Source organism: Legionella sp. ST3F1 (assembly GCF_048553315.1).
GTDB lineage: Bacteria > Pseudomonadota > Gammaproteobacteria > Legionellales > Legionellaceae > Tatlockia > Tatlockia donaldsonii.
The window spans coordinates 40,196-61,447 of record NZ_JBLZIO010000013.1; the positions used below are offsets into that span (position 1 = coordinate 40,196).

Sequence of the window (21,252 nt, forward strand, 5' to 3'; positions counted from 1 at the left end):
AGGGAAAAAACATGATTAGTCGTTTGCTTATGGCTCTTTGTGGATTAGGGGTTTCCGCACAAAGCTTGGCTTTTCCTTGTTTCCTTACCTTGGCTAAAGATAGTTGTTGGACCAATTATGATGTCAAGGTAATCGTCATGGATGCAAGTAATAACCAGCCTATCACGACGGTTGAAGTTCCTAAAGGACAGTCTTGGACGAGACAACCGTTTACCTGTCAGCCGGGCCAGAAGTTAATTTATCAGGCAAGCTTTCAACCCGCATTCTGGCAAAGCGAGGTAGGGAAAGTTTATATGGCTATTCGTTATTGGTCTCTACCTGCAACGTCGAAACCAGGTGATACCGCCTGGGATATTCCTGTTTGTTATCCTGCCGCTTTTGCTGCTGTTCCCTTTCCTCCTGATGCAACGGGGAATTGCAAATGTGATTTTGGCAGTATTCCTCCGGTGCCACCGCAGCCAGCCAGTTAGGACCTATTGGCACAAGCACTGCCCTTTGTGTATCATGCTCTATTCGATGGAGATAAAAATAACTAGGGGCGTAACTTGGTGACTTTAAGACATCAAATCGGGCAAATGCTTATTATGGGCTTTTCAGGTACAGCAATTGACGATCTTAATCCCGTTAAAGAATGGTTAAGCACCGATGGTTTAGGTGGGGTATTGTTATTTGACTTTGATTTAGCCAAACAACAGCCTGGCAAAAATTTAGTAGATATCGCGCAAATTAAACGATTAACTCAGCAACTGAATCATTACGCCAACCTATCTGCTGGGAAAGAAGGGCTTCCTCTTTTCGTTGCTTTAGATTATGAAGGTGGGGCTGTCGATAGACTGCGCAATATTAAAGATTGTATGCCGACAATGAGTCCTCATGAATTGGCGCAATTATCCGATGAGTTGTTACAAATTGAAGCCGGAAAAATGGCTGAAACCTTGAAAACACTGGGATTTAATCTAAATTTTGCTCCCGTTGTTGATCTTAATTTGAATGAAAATCAAGGCATTATCGGCAAATTAGGTCGTAGTTTTTCTGCTGATCCCAAGCGCGTTGCACATATTGCCAGGCAATTTGTAGACGTGTTTTCTAAACAGGGGATTAGCTGTTGCTATAAACACTTTCCTGGTCATGGAAGCGCTGTTGGCGACACTCATGATGGTTTTGTTGATGTAACGACAACTTTTCAAAATAATGAGATCGAGCCTTATAACCTCTTGTTAAGAGATAATCCTTCATTACCAGCTATGGTGATGACGGCTCATGTGATTAATCGTCAGTTGGATGCCAGTGGCTTGCCTGCCACCTTGTCGCACGCTATTTTAACTGGTTTGCTTCGCCAAGAATTGGGATTTGATGGTGTGATAATCAGTGATGATTTGCAAATGCATGCAATTAGTAAGCATTATTCTGTGGATGATGCTTTGCGTTTAACTATTAATGCTGGAGCAGATATGGTAATTTTTGCTAATCAGTTGGGAAAAATTACAGCAACTGAAGTTGTCGATAGAATTGAGCATTTAGTCCTTTCAAATGCTATAGAGCGAAGTCGTATAGACCAAGCTTATCAACGGATTTCTCGTTTAAAACGATTGCAGTTGGCCTTGGAGAAGACTTCTGCCGTACAATGTGCTTGACCTGGTAGTAATTTGTGTTAAAATATGCTCTCATTGTTCATAAAAAATACATTTGCTGGTGATTATGAAAGACTCTAACTTGGCTTATTCGACTATTACAACTCTCTACGTCTCTTCAATCCTGCCTTGCTGTTGTTGTTGCTAATCCTCTTTTTAAGTTAGTAAATCTTTAATTAATTATTTTATAAGGTATTTTTTCATGTGCGCCCAACATTCCCAGAAAAAAAGATGGCTTAGTACACCTTTTTTATACACTGTCATGATTCTTCTTGGTATTGTCAGTGGATACTCCGACATTTCTTTGCTAAAAACCTTTGGTTTGTTTATTGCTGATGTATTTATAAAAATTTTTAAATGCATCAGCTTACCAATTATTGCCTTGTCCATTATTGTTACGCTGTCGAATTATCGTGCTGACGGTGTTATGCGTACTATTTGGCGACGTGCAATGTGCTACACCTTAGGTACTACGATCATTGCGGCAGCAGTGAGTTGCATGTTATATCTGCTCATTCATCCTAGCATGGTTGGGGCTATTAAACAGGCTGTCAGTGAGCCGCAAACAACAAGTCAACTTGGTTATTTCCAACATATTGCCAATTTGATTCCTTCGACTATTTTTTCGCCTTTCTTAGAGCATCAGGTGATGGGTGTTTTATTAATTGGGATTGTGATTGGGGTAGCAATCCGATTTATTCCTGAGCCGGAGGCCAGACAAACGATTACGCAATTTTTCCGAGGCGCGCACGGGCTATTTATGGTGATAACCAATTGGGTCATTACCATTATTCCTTTAGGTCTTTATGGATTTATTACGACGACTGTCGTGCAATTGCGGGACGGGATGGCGATTAAAGGAATTGGCGAATATCTGTTGATAATCGTCCTTGCCAATTTAGTTCAAGGATTTGTGATTCTACCCTTGTGGCTAAAATCACAGGGTATTAAACCTTTTGCCGCCTTTAAAGGGATGTTACCTGCCTTGTCGGTCGCTTTCTTTTCTAAATCGTCCGTTGGTACTTTACCAGTGACAATGGAAACTGCTGAGAAAAATTTGCATGTTAAACCAGAAGTAAGTCGTTTTGTATTACCACTTTGCACGAGTCTGAATATGAATGGCTGTGCTGCGTTTATCTTCACTACGGTCATTTATCTGATGCAAAATCATGGGATAGAGGTTTCTTTAGCCATGATGGCTTTATGGGTGGTTATTGCAACGATAGCAGCTATTGGTAATGCCGGTGTCCCAATGGGATGCTTTTTTCTTAGTGCCAGCTTACTGGCAAGTATGAATGTGCCGATTACTTTAATGGGCATTATTTTACCTTTCTACAGTTTAATCGACATGTTGGAGACTGCACTGAATGTTTGGTCTGATTCCTGTGTCGCCAAAGTTGTTGATGAAAAGGTTAAGCAAGATAAAGAAATCATTGTACCCGGCGCAGATCAAATTAATGTTGTGGGCTCAGTCTGATTCCGCAATAAATTAAATCTGTATCTATTCTCCTTGGTGGTATGGCCACCAAGGTCTCTTCCGATCGATCAAAATTATTTATCTAACAGGACTGATTTTTAGTCGGGGCTTATGAAAAATTCGATGATTAGAGGAGCAAACACTACGAAAAGAGTTGGAAGAATATAGCGCTTATATGAAGATACCTTAGCGCCATATCCCTTATATTTGGTAACAGGCTTCTTTGAAAACTGGAACATCGCAGCATGGTTCACATGAGAGCAAATGAGCCGCGAAGCGCTGGGAATTAACGCTTTCGCTCAAGATGGTAAAAGGAAGCAGTCCCTAGAGGTCCCGCCAGAGTATGGCTGATAGGGTACCTTCATCCTCAAAGACGTTTAATATCTCATCAATAGTCTGTAGTGGGACATTATTTACCACGAGTTGATAAATAAGTTTCCTTCCACTTTTAGTTGTTATATAGCCCGCAAACCCTTGGCCTTTTAGGATTAATCCCTGAGAAGTGCCCTCAGCATAGGTTCCAGTTTTTGCGCGCACTTGCCCTGTTGCTCCTTTTAGAGATGGGTTTTTTTGAAATGCAGTCACAGTTGCTAGCGATCCATCAATGCCAAGAATAGGTAGTGCGTCAAAATAGGCTTGAAAAACAGGAAGTGTACTCATTATTTGTAACCATTTTGTGACCACAAAGTTAGTCGCAGTTGTTTGTCCACCACCACTACCATCAATAAAATAAAATTCCTTAGCAGGAAGATGGTATTGGGACGTTAAGAGATTTTTTTCAACGAATAACGCATCAGCCATATTCTTTACATTTTGAGTAAGCCCAAAGAGAACTAAACTTGTATCTGCACCGATATTATAACTTACTTTAAGAATGAATTTGGCGTATTCAGAATAGGGTAATGAGATCAGCGAAGTGATTGGCATGGAAGTACCACTTGCAGGAGTCGGATTGATGCCCACTACAGGTGCATTAACAGTAATACCGGCTTGTTTCAGGGCTTCAATAAAAACAGTGCGGGCATAATTGCCTGGTTCAACTATCCTAAATGTTTGCACAAGAGGTAATTTTTCGGTTAAAGGAGGTAAAAAATTAATCGGGATATTGCCGCTAATCTGGCCTTGGCAAGGGTTTTTGCCTATACATCCAGGTAATTCCGGACTGAGTTTGTATGTTTCCTGGGTGCCCGCCGCTGTTGTTTTAAGATGGGACTGAATAGTAAACGCTTCTGATACGGGTCTCCAGTTAACGGAAGCAAAATTACCAACGGAGCTGGGATTTATTGTGACATCAACAACGTCATCATTGACAAAAATCGCACTAACATTAAATTCATCGCGGAAATTGAAAGGGGTGAAAAGTCTATCATCAATAATAACATTCCCATTAATTCGCCGTATTCCAAAATCATAAACCTGTTTCGCCAATTTTTTATAACCTGCGAGTGGATCAGGCTTGGTAAGAATGGCATTGCCAAGAGAGTTCGCTTCGTTATGATCAAAATCTGAAAGAGCAATCGTACCATCAAGCAGAGTGCGTCCACCCATTGTTAAATCACCTGATGCGACAAGAATCAGATTTCCAGTTAATACTCCTTTGCTGTCTAGGGTTCCTTGATAGTTAACAGGGGTATGAAATTTATAATCTGCACCTAATTGGTTGAGTAACTCTCCAATTGAAAAAAGTTTACGAATGGAACCGATATAAAAATTATCATGTGGTCTTAAATTGATTAATAAATCACCGGTTTCTTGCTCAATAACCTGTAGTCCCCAAGTGGAGTTTTTGTAGAGAGGTTTATTTAAGATGGCATCAATATCCTCATTTCTTCTAATAGAAATCTCATCTTGGGAAGAGATGACAGAGCAATGAGTTGACTGAGCAGATGTTTGACAAACTTGGGGGCCCCCTTGAATGGTATTATTTTTCATAGTTGCTGCGTTTATTTCAAGAATGAGCGTACAACTGGCACCAGGGTCCAAGTCAAATGTACTTTGGCAAGTTCCTTTTCCAGTAGTAATCTGTTGTATCCCTGAAGAGAAAGGGACTAAGCGATTATGAATGAGAGGGGAGGCGGTATTATTTAAAACCATGTATTTTGTTTGAATTATTTGTTTATCGATAATGAATTTTGGTGTTTTTGCAATGGCTTTAATAATAAACCCTGGCTTTTCTGCAAGAGAAAGCATCGGGAATAGTAGTACCGTAATAAGAGTCAGTAACTTATGAAACTTCATAATAATTCCTTTTATTGAAACAGAGGTTATACCTCCGGGGCCAAGCTTAATGGTACTTACGGCTGGGTTTCACTGCGTTCGTAATGACTGCAGTTTTCCTTAAGTAAGTCCATTAGGGGCTAAGCTTTACTTATTTTTACTTATTAACAATTAAAAGCTGCTCGCAGATTGAATAATAAATTTTCTTAAGTGTTTCTAAGTCCTCGAGAGAAACACATTCATTAACTTGGTGAATCGTGGCATTGACAGGGCCTAACTCAATGACCTCCACCCCATAAGGCGCAATAAAGCGGCCGTCTGAGGTACCTCCACTCGTTGACAATTCAGGCTGTCTGTCAGTAATCGTTTTTATAGCTTTTAGACTACTTTCCAGCAATTTACCTTGTGACGTTAAAAAAGGTTCGCCATTTAATTGCCACTCAATGATTGGGTTAAGTTCATGCCGTTTAAAGCAGGCATTGACCGCTGCTTTCAAAGTGGCGGCAGTTTGCTCTGTTGAAAAGCGAAAATTAAAGTGCATTGCCAATTCACCTGGAATAATATTGTTCGCTTGTCCACCAGCGTGAATAGACGTAATTTGTAAGGAAGTAGGGGGGAAATGTTGATTACCTTCATCCCATTGGATAGTAGTTAATTCGGCTAGGGCGGGACTTAAGCTATGGATAGGGTTTACTGCCAAATGAGGGTAAGCAACATGTCCCTGTTTTCCCTGCAGAACTAATTTGCCGGTAAGGGAACCACGGCGACCAATTTTGATAACGTCGCCAACCAGCTCACTACTGGAGGGTTCACCAATGACGCAGAAATCAGGATGAATACCCAGTTTTTTCAATTCAGCCATAACATAGGGAGTGCCATGAGCAAAATCATCTCCTTCTTCACCACTAGTAATTAAAAATCCAAGGCTACCGTTGAAATGAGGATTTTTTTGCACAAATTCTGAGGCCATGGCCATCATTGTTGCAAGACTACCCTTCATGTCGGCACTGCCACGGCCATAAAGCAGGCCATTTTTTTCTTGCAGGGTAAAGGGATCTGTTTCCCATTTGCTTTGTTCGCCCACGGGTACTACATCAGTATGACCGGCAAATATAAGTAATGGGGCCTGGGAGCCCAGACGGGCAAAAAAATTAGCGACAGGAGGGCTATCAAAGCGCTGGCATTCAAATCCATATTGTTTGAAAAAATCAATCATGTAGTCTTGGCAACCAGCATCAAAGGGTGTTACTGATGCAAAACTGACAAGTTTGGCAAGCAGAGCCTGAATGTCATTCATTATTTTATATCTCTTAATAACTCATTGATGCTCACTTTAGCTCGGGTTTTTTCATCAACCTGTTTGACAATGACGGCACAGTAGAGACTATGAGACCCATCGTCACTAGGCATGCTGCCAGAAACAACAACAGAACCTGCTGGTATACGACCATAACTTACGGTGCCAGTCAGGCGGTTGTATATTTTGGTGCTTTGACCTAAGAAAACACCCATCGATAAAACTGAATCTCGCTCAACAATAACCCCTTCTACCACCTCTGAGCGAGCACCAATAAAACAATTATCTTCAATAATAGTAGGATTAGCCTGCAAGGGCTCTAAAACACCACCTATTCCTGCACCGCCTGAAAGATGTACGTTTTTACCGATTTGGGCACATGAACCTACTGTTGCCCAGGTATCAATCATAACGCCTTCATCAATATAAGCTCCTATATTGACATAAGAAGGCATCAGCACCGTATGTTTACCAATAAAAGCACCACGTCTTATCATGGCGTGAGGTACCACGCGTACGCCGGTTTGGCTGAATTCTGCAGTACTATAATCTGCAAATTTAAGGGGGACTTTATCATAAAACTGACAAAAACCCCCATCAATGATTTGATTGGGGTACAGTTTAAAGGATAATAAAACGGCTTTTTTAAGCCATTGGTGAACAATCCACTCACCATCAATTTTTTCGGCAACCCGATAATTTCCTTTATCAAGCTCAGAAATGACCTTATCCACCGCAGCCATTAATTCTCTTGATGCGGTTGCGGGAGATAATTCATGCCGTTCCTCGAATCCCTGCTCGATAATGCTTTGTAATGAGTTCATCAAAATACTCTGATAATGAAATGATCGTTAGTATACCCAATCAAATTAAAGTTGTGAGGGGTTGTGTGAAAACAATTTTCTAATCGTTATTAGGTACTCAAAACCTTTCGCTTGTGGAAGAAGTTTGAATAGTAAGATGATGTGCTATAGGGGGAGGGGGCTGTTGACCGAGATATAATCAGATTTGCAGATAGTAACAGAGCGATTATACTTCCGACGTATTTTTTATAAAGGAAGTAAGAATGCGGTTATTAATCACAGGTGCGGCTGGTTTTATCGGTTTTCATTTGGCTAAACTTCGTTTGGAACAAGGTAATTCTGTTATTGCTATCGATAATCTTAACGATTATTACGATGTGCGTCTCAAACATGCTCGATTGGAGCAATTGCAAGCTTATGCTAATTTTCAATTTTACCATGCTGATATTAGTGATGCGCAAAAAGTAAATGAGATTTTTATCAGCCATAAGCCACAGCGGGTTGTGAATCTAGCCGCACAAGCTGGAGTGCGTTATTCGTTAACCAATCCTCATGCTTATGTGCAGTCAAATGTAATCGGTTTTACTAACATTGTGGAAGCTTGTCGGCATCACCAGGTCGAGCATTTGGTTTATGCGTCAACAAGTTCTGTGTATGGTGCAAATACTACTCAGCCTTTCAGCGAAAGTGATGCGGTCAATCATCCATTAACGATTTATGCTGCAACTAAAAAAGCGAATGAACTTATAGCCCATTCTTATTCGCACCTCTACCATTTGCCAACAACGGGTTTGCGCTTTTTTACAGTTTATGGTCCTTGGGGCAGACCTGATATGGCTTTCTTTTCTTTCACCCGAGATATTCTGGCTGGCAAGGCAATAAAAGTTTATAACCACGGTCAGATGCAACGAGATTTTACCTATATTGATGATATTATTGCTGGCGTATCATTGGCAATTGATAAACCTGCGGCAGCCAATCCCAATTGGCTAGCAGCACAGCCTGATGCAGCTAGTAGTGATGCGCCCTACAAAATATATAATATAGGTTGCGGCAAACCAGTCAATTTATTGGATTATATTCAAGCCATTGAGCAGGCAACGGGTAAAAAAGCCATTAAAGAATTTTTACCGATGCAGGATGGTGATGTTTTATCAACGCACGCTGATACTTGCCGTTTACAAAATGAGCTTGGTTATTTACCCAAAATTGATTTTCGTGAGGGAGTTTCTCGTTTTGTGACGTGGTATTTGAGTTTTTATCACTCATCTTAAAACAACCACTTTCTGTTTAACAACTTGACGAAAAGGTAAATAAGACATGGCATATCGTTGTGTTATGCCATGTCTCTAAGGTGCTTTTTCTTCCTTATTTGAATTTTAAACTGGTGATGAGCTTATCTTTCTCAAGCCAGCTAGCATTCAACCAATTTCTGAATTCAGTTTGTGTCTTATCGTCATCAACTAAATTGGGGTTAGCAAATTGTTTGGGAATTGGCAATTGGCGAATATGTACTTTGATTGCATTGACTCTGCGACACAGAAAATCCCATAGGGAATGATTCTTGGAGGAATAAATAATAGTTACATCCAGGATACTATTAAATTGTTGGCCCATAGTACTAATCACAAAACCAATGCCACCAGCTTTGGGTTTCAAGAGATGCTGATAAGGTGATTTTTGTTGCCTGTTTTTCTGGGGGGTGAAGCGTGTACCTTCTACAAAACTCATTATAGTTGCTGGTGTATGCCTGAATAATTTGATGGCTTTGCGGGTTGCCTGGATATCTTTACCCTTTTTGTGAGGTTTTTTGGCCAGATAATCTTTTGAATAACGTTTCATAAAAGGGCAACCCATTGCCCACCACGAGAAGCCCAACAGCGGTATCCATTTAAGTTGATCTTTAATAAAAAATTTTAAAACGGGTATTTTTCGATTAAAAAGACGCTGCAGGACAACAATATCAAGCCAGCTTTGATGGTTGGCGATCACAAGATACCAGTTTTTACAATTTAAATTGTCTAAACCGGTTACCTCCCATTTTACTTTTTGAGTGTAATCAATATAAGCGTTGTTAGTAGAGCTCCAGAGCATGGCGATTCGATCAACAATCTTGGTGCAGAAAGTTTTCCACCGCAGATTAGGCACTAGCTTTAATAATCCCAGAAAAAGAATAGGTATAAAGCAGATAATGGTAGAAAAAGCTAACAGAATGATTGTGAAAATAGCATGTAGTTGATTGACTGATTTTTTTATAAAATTCATTATATACTCCATTACACATCAACTCAGAGCGTGGTTTAAGTCAGCGATCAAATCGTCTATATGTTCAATACCAACCGAAAGTCTAATAAACCCATCTTCTATTCCTAATGCCCTACGCTTTTCTGCTGGCACGGAAGCATGAGTCATTATGGCAGGATGTTCAATCAAGCTTTCTACTCCCCCCAGACTTTCCGCCAGGGTAAATAATTCACAACGCGATAAAAAGCGTTTGGCAGTATCCAAATCACCATTAATAACCATTGAAATCATACCGCCAAAATCATGCATCTGTTCTCTGGCTAAAAAATGCTGTGGGTGACTTACCAAACCTGGATAAATAACCTTGGAGACTTTAGGATTTTTTTCCAGCCAATTAGCCAGTGCAAGTGCATTTTCACAATGTCTTTGCATACGTAAAGAGAGAGTTTTGAGGCTGCGTAATACTAAAAAACTGTCGAAGGGGCCGGCTACTGCACCACAAGAATTTTGTAAAAAAGCTATTTTATCAGCGAGTTCGGGTGTATTTCCTACTACTACAACACCGCTGATTACATCGGAGTGGCCATTCAAATATTTGGTGGCGGAATGTAAGACAATGTCAAAACCAAGTTCAAGTGGACGTTGTATCCAAGGAGTGGCAAAGGTATTGTCGGCAACAGTAATGAGGTTGCGTCGTTTAGCCAATTTTGCAATCTCGCGTATATTAGCCAGCTGTAGCATGGGGTTTGAGGGAGTCTCAAGCCAAATCATCCGGGTTTCTGGGCGAATGGCTGTCTCAATGTTTTTGATATCCGACATATCGACAAAGGAAAAAGATAAACCAGAAGTGCGTGTTTTTACCTTATCAAAGAGCCTGAAAGTTCCGCCATAGAGATCATCTGTTGCAATAACATGAGCACCTGCATCCAGTAAATCGATAACGGTATTAATTGCTGCCATGCCTGAGGCAAAAGCAAAACCACGTTGCCCTGATTCAAGACTGGCTATACAACCTTCATACGCCGCTCGCGTGGGATTGTGAGTCCGCGAGTATTCATACCCCTGATGAATACCGGGAGCGCTTTGCCGGTAAGTGGATGTGGCGTAAATAGGTGTCATCACAGCGCCAGTACTTGGATCTGGTTCTTGTCCTGCATGAATTGCACGGGTGTCAAAGTGAGTGGAGGCCATTAAAAATTCCTTCTTTGAGTTAAGCCTACGGGCAAAAAGCACAGGAGCAGTATATAATATTCATAATGAACTGTGTTGAATCATGAAGTTAGCTAAGGATTGTATGCTTAATCACCCACGCGAATGAGGACTATTTTAGTGAGGGATTCATGCCTAGGCAAGAAATAGATTATGAAAAAGTTGCTTCTGCTGCCGAAACAGTCAAACGACGCGGCAAGGAGCCATCTTTAACGAATGTCTGTGAAGAGTTAGGTATTCCTTCGCTGACGCCGGAGTTATCCTCTCTACTGGAAAAATGGTACCACACGCAGCCAGAATTTCAGCGCTCAATTAATGCCCCTCTTTCTAATAATATTAAAATCGAAACAAGCGAAATACTTGAGAAAAACATTGAGATGGAAAAATCCCTGTCTTTGTTACGGGCAACCTTGGAATCTACTGCCGATGGCATCATGATGGTTAATGGGAAAGGCCAGGTCGTGGATTGGAATCAAAAATTTGTTGAAATGTGGCGTATTCCTTCCCATATGCTTGAGTCTGGTACTGAAAGTATTGGTTTTGAATACATTTTGGAACAATTAAGTAATCCCGCATCGGTGATAGCCGATGTCCAATATCTCTATGAAAATCCCGATTGGCAAGGGGAATTACCTCTATTACATTTTAAGGATGGTCGTATTTTTGAGCGTTATACCCAGCCACAGCGTGTAGGGTCAGAAATTGTGGGCAGAGTATATAGTTTTCGTGATGTTACTCAGCGGATGATGTCAGAAGATGAATTACGTATTCGCGAGCGCGCAATTGAGGCAAGCAGCCATGGTGTAGCAATTATCGATATCATCAAGCCTAATCAACCTATTATTTATGTTAATAAAGCCTTTGAACGCATCACTGGATATAATGTAAAACAAACAATCGGCCAAAATTTAGCTCATTTACAAGGAACGAAGGCGGATCAGGTTAATCAAAAGCGTATTAACCTGGCAATTAGAGAACAAAGAGAGGAAACCGTTGAGTTAGAAAGTTATCGCCGCAATGGTGAAATGTTCTGGTGTGAATTAAGTGTTGCGCCAGTCAGTGATTCTTTCGGAAAAATCAGGCATTACGTCTGTATTATTAATGATATCACCCAGCGCCGTGATATGGAAAAGCAATTGGTCAGGCAGGCAACGCATGATCCCTTGACCGAATTGCCTAACCGTGTGTTGTTGATGGATAGGGTAGAGCAAGCAATTTTACAGGCCAAGAAGAAGAAATCTCTTTTAGCTTTCCTGTTCCTCGATTTAGACCGCTTTAAAATGACTAACGATACGTTAGGGCATAGTATGGGCGATAAATTACTGCAGGCCGTTTCCAATCGTCTGCTGATTGCTACGAATGATTTTGATACGGTTGCTCGATTAGGGGGCGATGAATTTGTTATTCTTTTGCCAGAACTAAGCAGCGAACAACAAGCCCAGCAAATGGCATCAGAAATTCTGCATCTTATTGAAAAGCCATTCCAAGTTGATCAACACAGCTTAAAAATTACTGGCAGCATTGGGATTAGTTATTATCCAAAAGATGGTCTTGACTATGAATCGTTGATGAAAAATGCCGATTTATCCATGTACCATGCCAAAGACAGTGGACGAAATAATTACCGGGTCTTTGAGCCGGAAATGAATAGGCGTGTGATTAATCACATGCAATTGGAAAATGCATTGCGGGATGCAATGAAAAAAAAGGAGTTTTATCTCGTTTACCAACCCCTAATTGATCTCAGAAAACGATGCATAGTTGGGTTTGAAGCATTACTGCGCTGGAATAGTCATCTTTTAGGACAGGTTTCGCCTATTGAGTTTATTGGTATGGCCGAAGAAAACGGTCTGATTGTTGATATCGGTCGATGGGTATTGGAACAAGCCTGTAGTCAAGCGATCTGCTGGCATAAAGAAGGATTTAAGGATTTAAGGATTGCGGTCAATATTTCCGGTCGTCAATTTCGGCAGAGCAGACTTCCCGAAATAGTCGCTGATGTTTTAGCGAAGACCGGATTGGAAGCAAAATTCCTGGAACTAGAGTTAACGGAAAGCTTATTGGTTGATGACATTGAACATGCTGTTGAGACGATGTACCAGTTAAAAGATATGGGTACCAGTTTAGTGATTGATGATTTTGGTACAGGTTATTCCAGTTTGTCCTATTTAAAACAATTTCCCGTCAATAAATTGAAAATAGATCGGTCTTTTATCAGTGAACTATCCAATCAGGAAAATGATGCTGCAATTGCTCGAGCAATTATTAATCTTGGTCACAGTTTGAATTTAGAGGTATTAGCAGAAGGAGTAGAAACTGAATTACAAAAGGATTTCATGGTGGCGCATGGTTGTGATTACGCCCAAGGGTATTATTTTAAACCACCCAATACAGCTGCGGCATTGAAAGATTATTTAGAAAATTTTCCGGGTTTTTAACAGAAGTTATGCGAGTTTGGTACCAAAGATTAATGAACAAGGGAAGCAAATGTTTCGCACTATTGTTAATACCTTACATCCAACTTTATTTTATATTTTTATATCAATTATTTATGTTGGCTTTGCTATTGTAGTCTATGTGATTGCTACGAAAATAGTGCCATCAAAACGATTGAAGGATGATCGTTTTGATGAAGCAGTTAGTATGTCCTTAGGTTTAGTCAATGGTGTGTACAGTATTTTGCTAGGGTTTCTCTTATTTTTGATATGGGAGAATTACCAAACTGCAGAACAGGTTGTTGTTGATGAGGGAAGTAAATTAACAATCATGTGGGAAGGAAGTCGAGTGTTTCCCGCCTCGGTAGCTAAGGGATTGCAAGAAGCGATTGAGCAATATGCAAAAGAAGTGGCAGAAGAAGAGTGGCCTGCAATGGCAGATGGCGAACAAGATGCTGATATCCCGCAATTACTATCTAATTTGTATACCCTGATTCAAAGTTATTCTCCTGAAACAACAGTGACCCAGACTTTTTACAGTGAAATACTTTCAGCATTAAATGCGATAATGGAATTGCGTAATCATCGTTTAAGTCTGTTAAAAAGTGCTATTCCTACTGCCTGGTATGTATTTATTTTTTTTGTTGCGTTTGTATTAATTTTGTTAAACGCATTGAGTTTGCGAAGGCATAGCATGCAATTATATATGCATATTCTATTGACTTTGGTTATCACTTTTTATTTAACTGCCATTACAGCGTTAAGTTACCCGTTTTCAGGCTATATTTCAGTTGACAAGTCTTTATTTCTTCAGGGATCCCTGCAAAAAATTCACCACTAGTTTTATTCGTTGAAAATCTAAAAATAACCGGACAGGTATGATTTTTGCTGGGTATTTTATATAGAAGGGGCATTAATACCTGTATTGGTCGGTAGTTTAACTACAGGGGGATGTATGCGATTGTAGCCTAAGCAGAGTAATTTATATGAGGATCATTTTAAAAAACCAACGTCACTTGCCTATGATAATGATGGACTTATCAAGGATGATGAATCTTGGATGGATGAAGGCTGGTGCACAAACCTGGCTTCATTAGTCTAAACTCAGGCAACGGAGAGACATGATGAGAAGCATAACCATAATTGGTTCTGGATTAGCAGGAGCCTTACTTTCACTGTACCTTGCCAGACGCGGTTATGAAATTGATTTGTTTGAAGCGAGAGCCGATTTACGTGTCTCAAAAATCGAAAGAGGGCGTTCAATAAATCTGGCTTTATCTTGTCGTGGCATTACTGGTTTAGCGGGTGTGAATTTAATGTCTGAAGTTGAAAAGCTCATGGTACCGATGCGTGCTAGAGCCATTCACGAGCAAAATGGCGCGATAAAATACCAGCCTTTTGGCCGTGATAACACAGAATATATTAATGCTATTCAGCGTAGCGGCCTCAATGAATTATTGCTTAACAGAGCTGAGCAAACTTCAGGGATCCATTTGCATTTTGATATGAAATTGGTAAATCTTGATCTCTATAACAAGATAGCGTATTTCGAGCTTCCCGATAAAAGTCTTTTATCCAAACCTTACGATATCTTGATTGGTGCTGATGGAGCTGCTTCTCAAGTGCGCGAAGTCCTTGAGCAAGAGCAACTTATTGTTGCATCAAGGGAATTTCTACCTCACGGCTATAAAGAATTGTCTATTAGTAAAGAGCATTCTCGTCACTTTATGCCCGAGCATTTACATCTCTGGCCTCGAGATTCATTTATGCTCCTGGGGAATCCTAATCGTGATGATTCAATTACCGGCACCTTATTTTTGGCTAATACAGGCAAGAATAGTTTTGCTCAGCTCAATAATGAGAGCGCTATCAATTCTTTTTTTAGAGAAGCTTTCCCTGATGCCTATGAGGTAATGCCGGATTTGATTAATGAATTTACTCACAATCCAACGGGTCATTTAAGCACAATTAAATGTGCGCCTTGGTATTTTAAAGATCATTGCTTATTGATTGGTGATGCAGCACATGGAGTAGTGCCTTTTTTTGGTCAGGGGATGAACAGTGCTTTTGAAGATTGCCGTATTCTTTCTGCGCTTTTGGATCAATACGATGATGATTGGCAGCAAGTAATGCCTGCATTTTTTAATTCACGTAAGGTTAATACTGATGCTGTAGCAGAGATGTCAATGGCTAATTACCATGAAATTCAAACGGATATTCGTGATGCAAAATTTAATTTAAAAAAACAAACGGAGCAGGAATTAATGCATCGGTATCCACAGCGTTATGTTTCAAAGCATGTGTTAGTCATGTTTACTAATACGCCCTACGCAGAGGCGAAGGCACATGGCGCTTTGCAAAATGAGCTTTTGGATGAAATTTGTTTAAAAGCGAGGTGTATAGAAGAGATAGATTGGTCTGAAGTAGAGAGATTAATGGAAAAATATGACAAAAAATTGGCGAATTTAAGCTTTATGGAGAAAATTCATTAAAATTTAATGCGTATTGGGTCAATTTTTTGTCGTTTAAGTCAGATTCGGGGACATTTTTTTGTCGCTTTCCGAGGATTTCTCCTGCAAAAAATAAAAAAAACACGCTAATTTGGATTTAATTTGACTAAAAAGATTAATTTTTTGGCATGAGGTGTGCAACACATGAATTGTCCAACCAATTTAATCGTGCCTCGGAGGCAACTACCATGAAAACTATACAAACTTATATTGATTCCAAACAACAAGAATTCATGGGACATCCTTTTTTTGAAGTGCTAACTCAATTGAATAGTTTAGAAGAAATCAGCTATTTTGTCCCTGAATTAACTTTTTGGGCAATGACTTTCCAAGATATTTTACGTCTGAATGAAGAGCGGGTTACTGATCCTTACTTGAAAAAGGTTGCCCGCCACCATCGTCTCGAAGACGCAGGACATGAAAAATGGTTTTTACACGATAAAAAATACATGGGTGGTTTGTGTAACGATAAATCCTGCACTAAAGATGATGTGGCTTGGCTTTATAGTAAAGAATCACAACTCACTCGTGATGCAGCCTATGCAATCATGTCTGAAATCTATAAGACAGACGATGAAATACTAAATATTGCTTTATTGCTTACCCTTGAATCTTCCGGGCATGTGTTTTTCGAGAAAGTAGCTAATCAAGTAAAGAAAGCTGGAGAAGATAAAAACCTGAAGTACTTTTCGAGTTCACATCTTGAAGTCGAATTAGCTCATGCCTTATTTGAAGAGGAAATGGAGCGCAAATTGTTTGAGATACCTGTTCCGGTCAATGTACGTCGTGAAGCCTTGAAGATGGTTGATAGATGTTACGATGCCTTTAACAAGATGTTTGATGGATTAATTCTTGCATGTAACCAACGACTAGAATTGGCTAAACAGAGGGATCAACAAAATGCAGCCAATGCCTTGGAGTATGTCTCAGATAAAGCAGTGTGAGAAAGAGAGTGGACAAGCGATGCTCAGTGATGAGCATGCGCTTGTTTCTTACGCCCAGGATTTCGGTAAATTAAATCAAGTTATCCCATCAGCAGTTTGTATTCCATCCTCAATAAAAAAACTGGAGTCTGTATTAGCCTATGCTAATCAACATAATCTAAATGTGACTGTTCGCGGAAATGGTTTGAGTCAGGGAGGGCAGGCTTTAGCACAGCAAGGTGGTTTAATTATGCATTTAGAGCAATTAAATCATGTTCAAACTCATGAGCAGGCTAGTATCTGGGTTGAAGCAAATGCGACTTGGTCTTCATTAGTAGAGGTATCTCTAAAAAAAGCACAGATTCCTTATGTGCTACCTTATAATTGTAATTTGTCGATAGGCGGAGTACTTTCGGCAGGAGGAGTAGGTTCTTCTTCTTTTAAGTTCGGGAGTGTCAGTTCTCATGTTAAAGCCTTAGAGGTAACTACAGCTGATGGTAAGACCTCGCAGGTTGATGAGCAATCTGAATTGTTTCATGCCTGTCTTTCCGGGCAAGGACGTTTTGCCGTCATAACCAGGGCTTGTATCAAATTGCGTCCTTGTCTTAAACAGGTTAGAACATTTTTTTTAGTGTATCTTGATAAAAATCAATGGCTTCATGATCTTGCTGATATTAAATCTGGCGCTGATTACGTTGAAGCTTTTTGCTCCCCCTCATTACAGGGTGCTAAATTAACAGCAGAAGGCAAACGTATACCCTTTGCCCAATGGCTTTTTGCTTTACATGTATCACTGGAATATGACAATAAACCACCCCAATTAAATGCTGTTAGCAGTCATTTAAAGCCCTGGAAAACGATTCACATTCAGGATGAATCGATCCATTCTTATCTTCATCGCCACAACTCTCGTTTTGAAGCAATGAAATTAACTGGACAATGGGATTTACTTCATCCCTGGTATGAATGTTTCATTCCAACTTCTGTATTATCCAAGGATCTCGAGGAATTACTTGCGCAATTACCTATTCACTATGCAACAGTTCTGCAAATTGTGCCACTCGCTAATAAGAAACGTATTGGTTTTTTAATGCTGCCTAATACGACAGACATTTGTGCGCTAATGATTTTAAACCCGGGTGTGAACCCTGTTTTGCTCCCTAGCTGTTTGCAGGCTATGACTATTCTGGATGAACATTTTTTGCAACAAGGTGGAAAGCGTTATCTTTCAGGTTATCTGGGGCAAAAACTAGCCAAAAATTATTGGCAAACTCATTTTGGCTCTGCCTATGGTGATTGGCTACAGTTGAAAAAAGACTATGATCCGCGCCACATTTTAACCTCATCTTTACATCATCTTTGATATGAATTAGCTAACACAATTATACTCATAGTGTGTAAGTCCTGTCTTAATTTGGTTTAAAAGCCATCAGAGTAAAGAGGGTATCTGTTTTATAACTACCTTGAAAGACAAAACCAGAAGGTTCTATAGATTGCTGCCATTCGCTAAGTGTGCGTTGCCTGCCCCCTAACAGAACCATCATCACAATATCCATTGTTTTATTGGGATGAGGACCAGGGCTGTCAGGCATAACCTGTTCCGCAATGAAGAGAGCAGTATTCTTTGTCATTTGTTGATGGCAATTTGCCAAAATCTGATGCATGAAATTATCGTTGAAATCATGGAGGACACCTTTAAAAATATAAGCATCTGCCGGTGGTATTTGGGCCAGAAAATCACCTGCAGTTAATTTGATCTGTGGTGGAAAATCAGCACTTCTTAATTGCTCAATGACGGCGGCTGTGTCTAAAAGAGTTAATTGTAGTTTGGAATAATGACGGGCTAATGCCTGACTTAATCCTCCCCGACCGCCTCCCATATCAACCAGGTGAGAAAACTTCGAAAAGTCATAGGCTGTAGCAATTGCTTCATCATCAAAAGTAGATAGTCTTGCCATGCCTCGATCAAAATTGGCTTGTTTCTCGGGGTGTTTACTAAGGAAACTAAAAAAACTGTCGCTATGTTGATGAGAGAAGGCTGCGTTTCCTGTTTTTAAACTGGTATCAAGATGAGCAAAAGATTGCCACCAACTGTCATCCACCATACACAAAACATCACGGACAGAATGAGGATCATCGTCACGTAAAGGCATTGATAAGCCTGTGAGCGAATAACTGTTGCCATCGCAATTAAAAAGACCGTAAGCGCTAAGAAATCTTAATAGTCGATTTAATAATTCAGGGACTGTTCCTGTGCACTCTGCTAGTTCATTAATAGAGATTGGTTTTAAGGACATGTGATTAGCAATGCCAAGTTTTGCCACTGCATGGATGGCCCGTGAAACAACGTACCAACGTGACATAGTGGCTAACTGGATATGAGGTTGCTCTTGATTAGAAGAGTGCATAGTTACTCCCTTTCTTGTCTTTGCTTGTTTTAGTGCATATAGTGATAGGCAAAAACCATGCTAATTTTGAATTATGCAAACAAAACAGATTAAGTTTCCTTTATTCGTTACCAATGAGCCGCAAAAAATGGTGGCGATCTGTATTTTTGCGCTGACTTTTTTTTTATTTATAGGAGAGCTCATTATCGCTTTTCAATTTAATGAAAAAAAACAAATGGTAATGCCAAAAACCAATTTTGTACCGACACAGGCTGACTTGCGTAAGGATTCGCCCTTATTTAAGACTTCTTTATTTGGAGACTATGTCCCAACCAATTTAGCTGATGCTGATATTAAACAATCCATGCTGGATGCCGAAGTTGTAGGAGTCATGTTTGCGACTAAAGAAGAGGAATCACAAGTTATTATTCGCGCCGGTGGAGGAGGGCAAAAAACCTATGTGGTTGGTGATGTCTTGCCCGGGGGCGCAATAATCAAACGAATTACAGAAAAAGGAGTAGTGGTTTTGCATAAGGGGGTTCTTGAGAGTTTAAGTTTACCTAAAAATGAATTAATCTTCGAAGCTCCTGCAAAGCCGTTAATTGAGGAATAAGCTTATGCGTTTTGCATTGCGAACAATTTTGCTGTTTATTTTGATACTCACTGCGACGGCTTGTGTAAGTAATGTAAATTTAACTGAAGGGATCCGCAGTTTTCAAGCACAGGATTACCGACGGGCTTTTGTTCGCCTAATACCTGAGGCGAAAAAGGGACAGCCCGATGCGCAATACGCTGTAGGCTATATGTACTATTATGGCCAAGGGGTTATTGAAGACCGCAAAGTAGCTTGGTATTGGATCAATCGGGCTGCTGATGCAGGCCAGCCTGAAGCCAAAGTTGCGGCTGAAATATTAAGACGCCAAGCAAAACTGATCATCTATAAACAGGGCAAACATATTTAGGGGCTGTTGAATTTCTATTATCTAGGCCGAAACGCTAGCGAAATGTCAACAGACTTAGCCTATGGCAGTAATAAGTAGTGAGAGCATATAGCAACAGTAAATCAATATTAATAGGCCGCCTTGCCAACGAGTAATTTTTTTCTTATGGCGGTAATTAAGCCATAGAAGAGCTAAAGTTGTTATAAACATAACCGGAATATCACGCCACAAGATAGCATGACTGATTGCTGCAGGATGGATAATGCCAGGAAAAATCATAACGGCAATTAAATTGAACATGTTAGCGCCAAGGATATTACCAATGGCAATATCGTCAGCCCCTTTAACTGCTGCGATAATTGAAGTAACCAGTTCGGGTAAACTGCTTCCTATTGCAACAATGGTCAGGCCAATAATCAGTTCGCTAATTCCCAACCAGTGCCCAAGTTCAACACAATTGTGTATTAAATATTTGGCGCTAAGAGGTAAAACAATCAGGCCCAAAACCAAATGGATGGTATGGGTTTTTAGCGAATGTTTACGAAGGGCTGCTTGTTGAAAGGCGATTGTTAATTGTTTTTGGGGGCGTTCTTGTCGCGTTATATAGATAAAATAAGTGATTAAGGCGATGCAGGCTAATAAAAACAAGCAACCATCCAAAACGCCAAGATAGCCGTCAATAATGAGTGAATAGGCAAAAAGCATCACTAAAAAAAGGAGAGGGTATTCTCGACGTAATAAAGTTGGCTGTACCCTAAGCGGTTTTAAAAGAGCTGTTATACCAAGTACTAAACCAATATTGGCAATGTTTGTACCGATGGCATTGCCAATAGCTATTTCAGGGAAACCTTCCATAGATGCCCTAATAGCAACCATAATTTCAGGGGCAGAAGTGCCTAATGCTACTAAAGTCAAACCAATTAATAAGGGCGGTAACCGGTAATAGTGGGCAATACCTGAGGCGCCGCTAACCAAATGATTGGCAGACCATAATAAAGCAATAAAACTAATCACCAGAGCAAATAATATCGTCATGCTGTTTCTTTCATGCTGTTTCACAATAATTCTTGGATATTGATAATACTTTATTTCGCTCTGAACACAATAAATAGTCGTTAAATGAATAAAAAATAGTCATTTGTGTTATCATTAAGGATACGTTTTTTATTTTACTGTTG

The 21,252-nt window shown here is 40.0% G+C and carries 18 protein-coding genes; 11 read left to right on the forward strand and 7 right to left on the reverse strand.

Annotated features, from left to right (window positions below):
* Positions 1-11 precede the first annotated feature (11 nt).
* The 3 genes from ACN4Z1_RS10115 (at position 12) to ACN4Z1_RS10125 (ending at position 3,108) form a co-directional block, all read left to right on the forward strand.
* Positions 12-470, forward strand: coding sequence for a hypothetical protein (locus tag ACN4Z1_RS10115; protein ID WP_228364544.1), 459 nt, complete (start codon positions 12-14; stop codon positions 468-470).
* 75 nt (positions 471-545) lie between these two features.
* Complete coding sequence (locus tag ACN4Z1_RS10120) at positions 546-1,634, forward strand: glycoside hydrolase family 3 N-terminal domain-containing protein (protein WP_228364545.1); 1,089 nt, start codon at positions 546-548, stop codon at positions 1,632-1,634.
* A gap of 199 nt (positions 1,635-1,833) precedes the next feature.
* Positions 1,834-3,108, forward strand: a complete 1,275-nt coding sequence (locus ACN4Z1_RS10125; RefSeq protein WP_419388261.1) for a dicarboxylate/amino acid:cation symporter — start codon at positions 1,834-1,836, stop codon at positions 3,106-3,108.
* Between the two features lie 324 nt (positions 3,109-3,432).
* On the opposite strand, the gene ACN4Z1_RS10130 is transcribed toward ACN4Z1_RS10125, so the two are convergent.
* From ACN4Z1_RS10130 to dapD, 3 genes are all read right to left on the reverse strand, one after another.
* Entirely contained in the window at positions 3,433-5,346 is a 1,914-nt protein-coding gene (locus tag ACN4Z1_RS10130) for a D-alanyl-D-alanine carboxypeptidase/D-alanyl-D-alanine-endopeptidase (protein ID WP_228364547.1), read from the reverse strand.
* Between the two features lie 136 nt (positions 5,347-5,482).
* Entirely contained in the window at positions 5,483-6,622 is a 1,140-nt protein-coding gene (dapE, locus tag ACN4Z1_RS10135; RefSeq protein WP_228364549.1) for a succinyl-diaminopimelate desuccinylase, read from the reverse strand.
* Complete coding sequence (gene dapD / locus ACN4Z1_RS10140) at positions 6,622-7,446, reverse strand: 2,3,4,5-tetrahydropyridine-2,6-dicarboxylate N-succinyltransferase (protein ID WP_228364551.1); 825 nt, start codon at positions 7,444-7,446, stop codon at positions 6,622-6,624. The genes dapE and dapD overlap by 1 nt, the downstream gene beginning before the upstream one ends.
* 242 nt (positions 7,447-7,688) lie before the next feature.
* Between dapD and ACN4Z1_RS10145 the strand changes: the two genes are divergently transcribed.
* A complete protein-coding gene (locus ACN4Z1_RS10145) occupies positions 7,689-8,699 on the forward strand; it encodes an NAD-dependent epimerase (RefSeq protein ID WP_228364552.1) in 1,011 nt (336 codons plus the stop codon).
* A 94-nt stretch (positions 8,700-8,793) separates the two neighbouring features.
* Here ACN4Z1_RS10145 and ACN4Z1_RS10150 read toward each other — a convergent pair whose 3' ends face one another.
* Both ACN4Z1_RS10150 and ACN4Z1_RS10155 read right to left on the reverse strand, forming a co-directional pair.
* A complete protein-coding gene (locus ACN4Z1_RS10150; RefSeq protein ID WP_228364553.1) occupies positions 8,794-9,690 on the reverse strand; it encodes an acyltransferase in 897 nt (298 codons plus the stop codon).
* An 18-nt stretch (positions 9,691-9,708) separates the two neighbouring features.
* On the reverse strand, positions 9,709-10,860 hold the full coding sequence (locus tag ACN4Z1_RS10155; protein WP_228364555.1) for a trans-sulfuration enzyme family protein: 1,152 nt from the start codon (positions 10,858-10,860) through the stop codon (positions 9,709-9,711).
* A gap of 149 nt (positions 10,861-11,009) precedes the next feature.
* On the opposite strand from ACN4Z1_RS10155, the gene ACN4Z1_RS10160 reads away from it, so the two are divergent.
* The 5 genes from ACN4Z1_RS10160 (at position 11,010) to ACN4Z1_RS10180 (ending at position 18,109) form a co-directional block, all read left to right on the forward strand.
* On the forward strand, positions 11,010-13,316 hold the full coding sequence (locus ACN4Z1_RS10160; RefSeq protein ID WP_228364556.1) for a bifunctional diguanylate cyclase/phosphodiesterase: 2,307 nt from the start codon (positions 11,010-11,012) through the stop codon (positions 13,314-13,316).
* Between the two features lie 49 nt (positions 13,317-13,365).
* Positions 13,366-14,154 carry a DUF4239 domain-containing protein gene (locus ACN4Z1_RS10165; RefSeq protein WP_228364558.1) on the forward strand — a complete coding sequence of 263 codons (789 nt, stop codon included), beginning with the start codon at positions 13,366-13,368 and terminating at the stop codon, positions 14,152-14,154.
* 283 nt (positions 14,155-14,437) lie between these two features.
* Positions 14,438-15,805, forward strand: a complete 1,368-nt coding sequence (locus ACN4Z1_RS10170; protein WP_370634629.1) for an FAD-dependent oxidoreductase — start codon at positions 14,438-14,440, stop codon at positions 15,803-15,805.
* A gap of 206 nt (positions 15,806-16,011) precedes the next feature.
* A complete protein-coding gene (locus tag ACN4Z1_RS10175; protein ID WP_115222718.1) occupies positions 16,012-16,767 on the forward strand; it encodes a hypothetical protein in 756 nt (251 codons plus the stop codon).
* Positions 16,724-18,109: an FAD-binding protein gene (locus ACN4Z1_RS10180; RefSeq protein ID WP_228364561.1), complete on the forward strand. Its 1,386-nt coding sequence runs from the start codon at positions 16,724-16,726 to the stop codon at positions 18,107-18,109. Before ACN4Z1_RS10175 ends, ACN4Z1_RS10180 begins: the two co-directional genes overlap by 44 nt.
* 46 nt (positions 18,110-18,155) lie before the next feature.
* Here ACN4Z1_RS10180 and ACN4Z1_RS10185 read toward each other — a convergent pair whose 3' ends face one another.
* Entirely contained in the window at positions 18,156-19,154 is a 999-nt protein-coding gene (locus ACN4Z1_RS10185) for a methyltransferase (RefSeq protein ID WP_228364562.1), read from the reverse strand.
* A 73-nt stretch (positions 19,155-19,227) separates the two neighbouring features.
* Here ACN4Z1_RS10185 and ACN4Z1_RS10190 point away from each other — a divergent pair, with 73 nt between their 5' ends.
* Both ACN4Z1_RS10190 and ACN4Z1_RS10195 read left to right on the forward strand, forming a co-directional pair.
* Positions 19,228-19,746, forward strand: a complete 519-nt coding sequence (locus ACN4Z1_RS10190) for a type II secretion system protein N (protein ID WP_228364568.1) — start codon at positions 19,228-19,230, stop codon at positions 19,744-19,746.
* Between the two features lie 4 nt (positions 19,747-19,750).
* Complete coding sequence (locus ACN4Z1_RS10195; protein ID WP_228364570.1) at positions 19,751-20,095, forward strand: tetratricopeptide repeat protein; 345 nt, start codon at positions 19,751-19,753, stop codon at positions 20,093-20,095.
* Between the two features lie 54 nt (positions 20,096-20,149).
* On the opposite strand, the gene ACN4Z1_RS10200 is transcribed toward ACN4Z1_RS10195, so the two are convergent.
* Positions 20,150-21,109 carry a calcium/sodium antiporter gene (locus tag ACN4Z1_RS10200; RefSeq protein ID WP_115221524.1) on the reverse strand — a complete coding sequence of 320 codons (960 nt, stop codon included), beginning with the start codon at positions 21,107-21,109 and terminating at the stop codon, positions 20,150-20,152.
* Positions 21,110-21,252 lie beyond the last annotated feature (143 nt).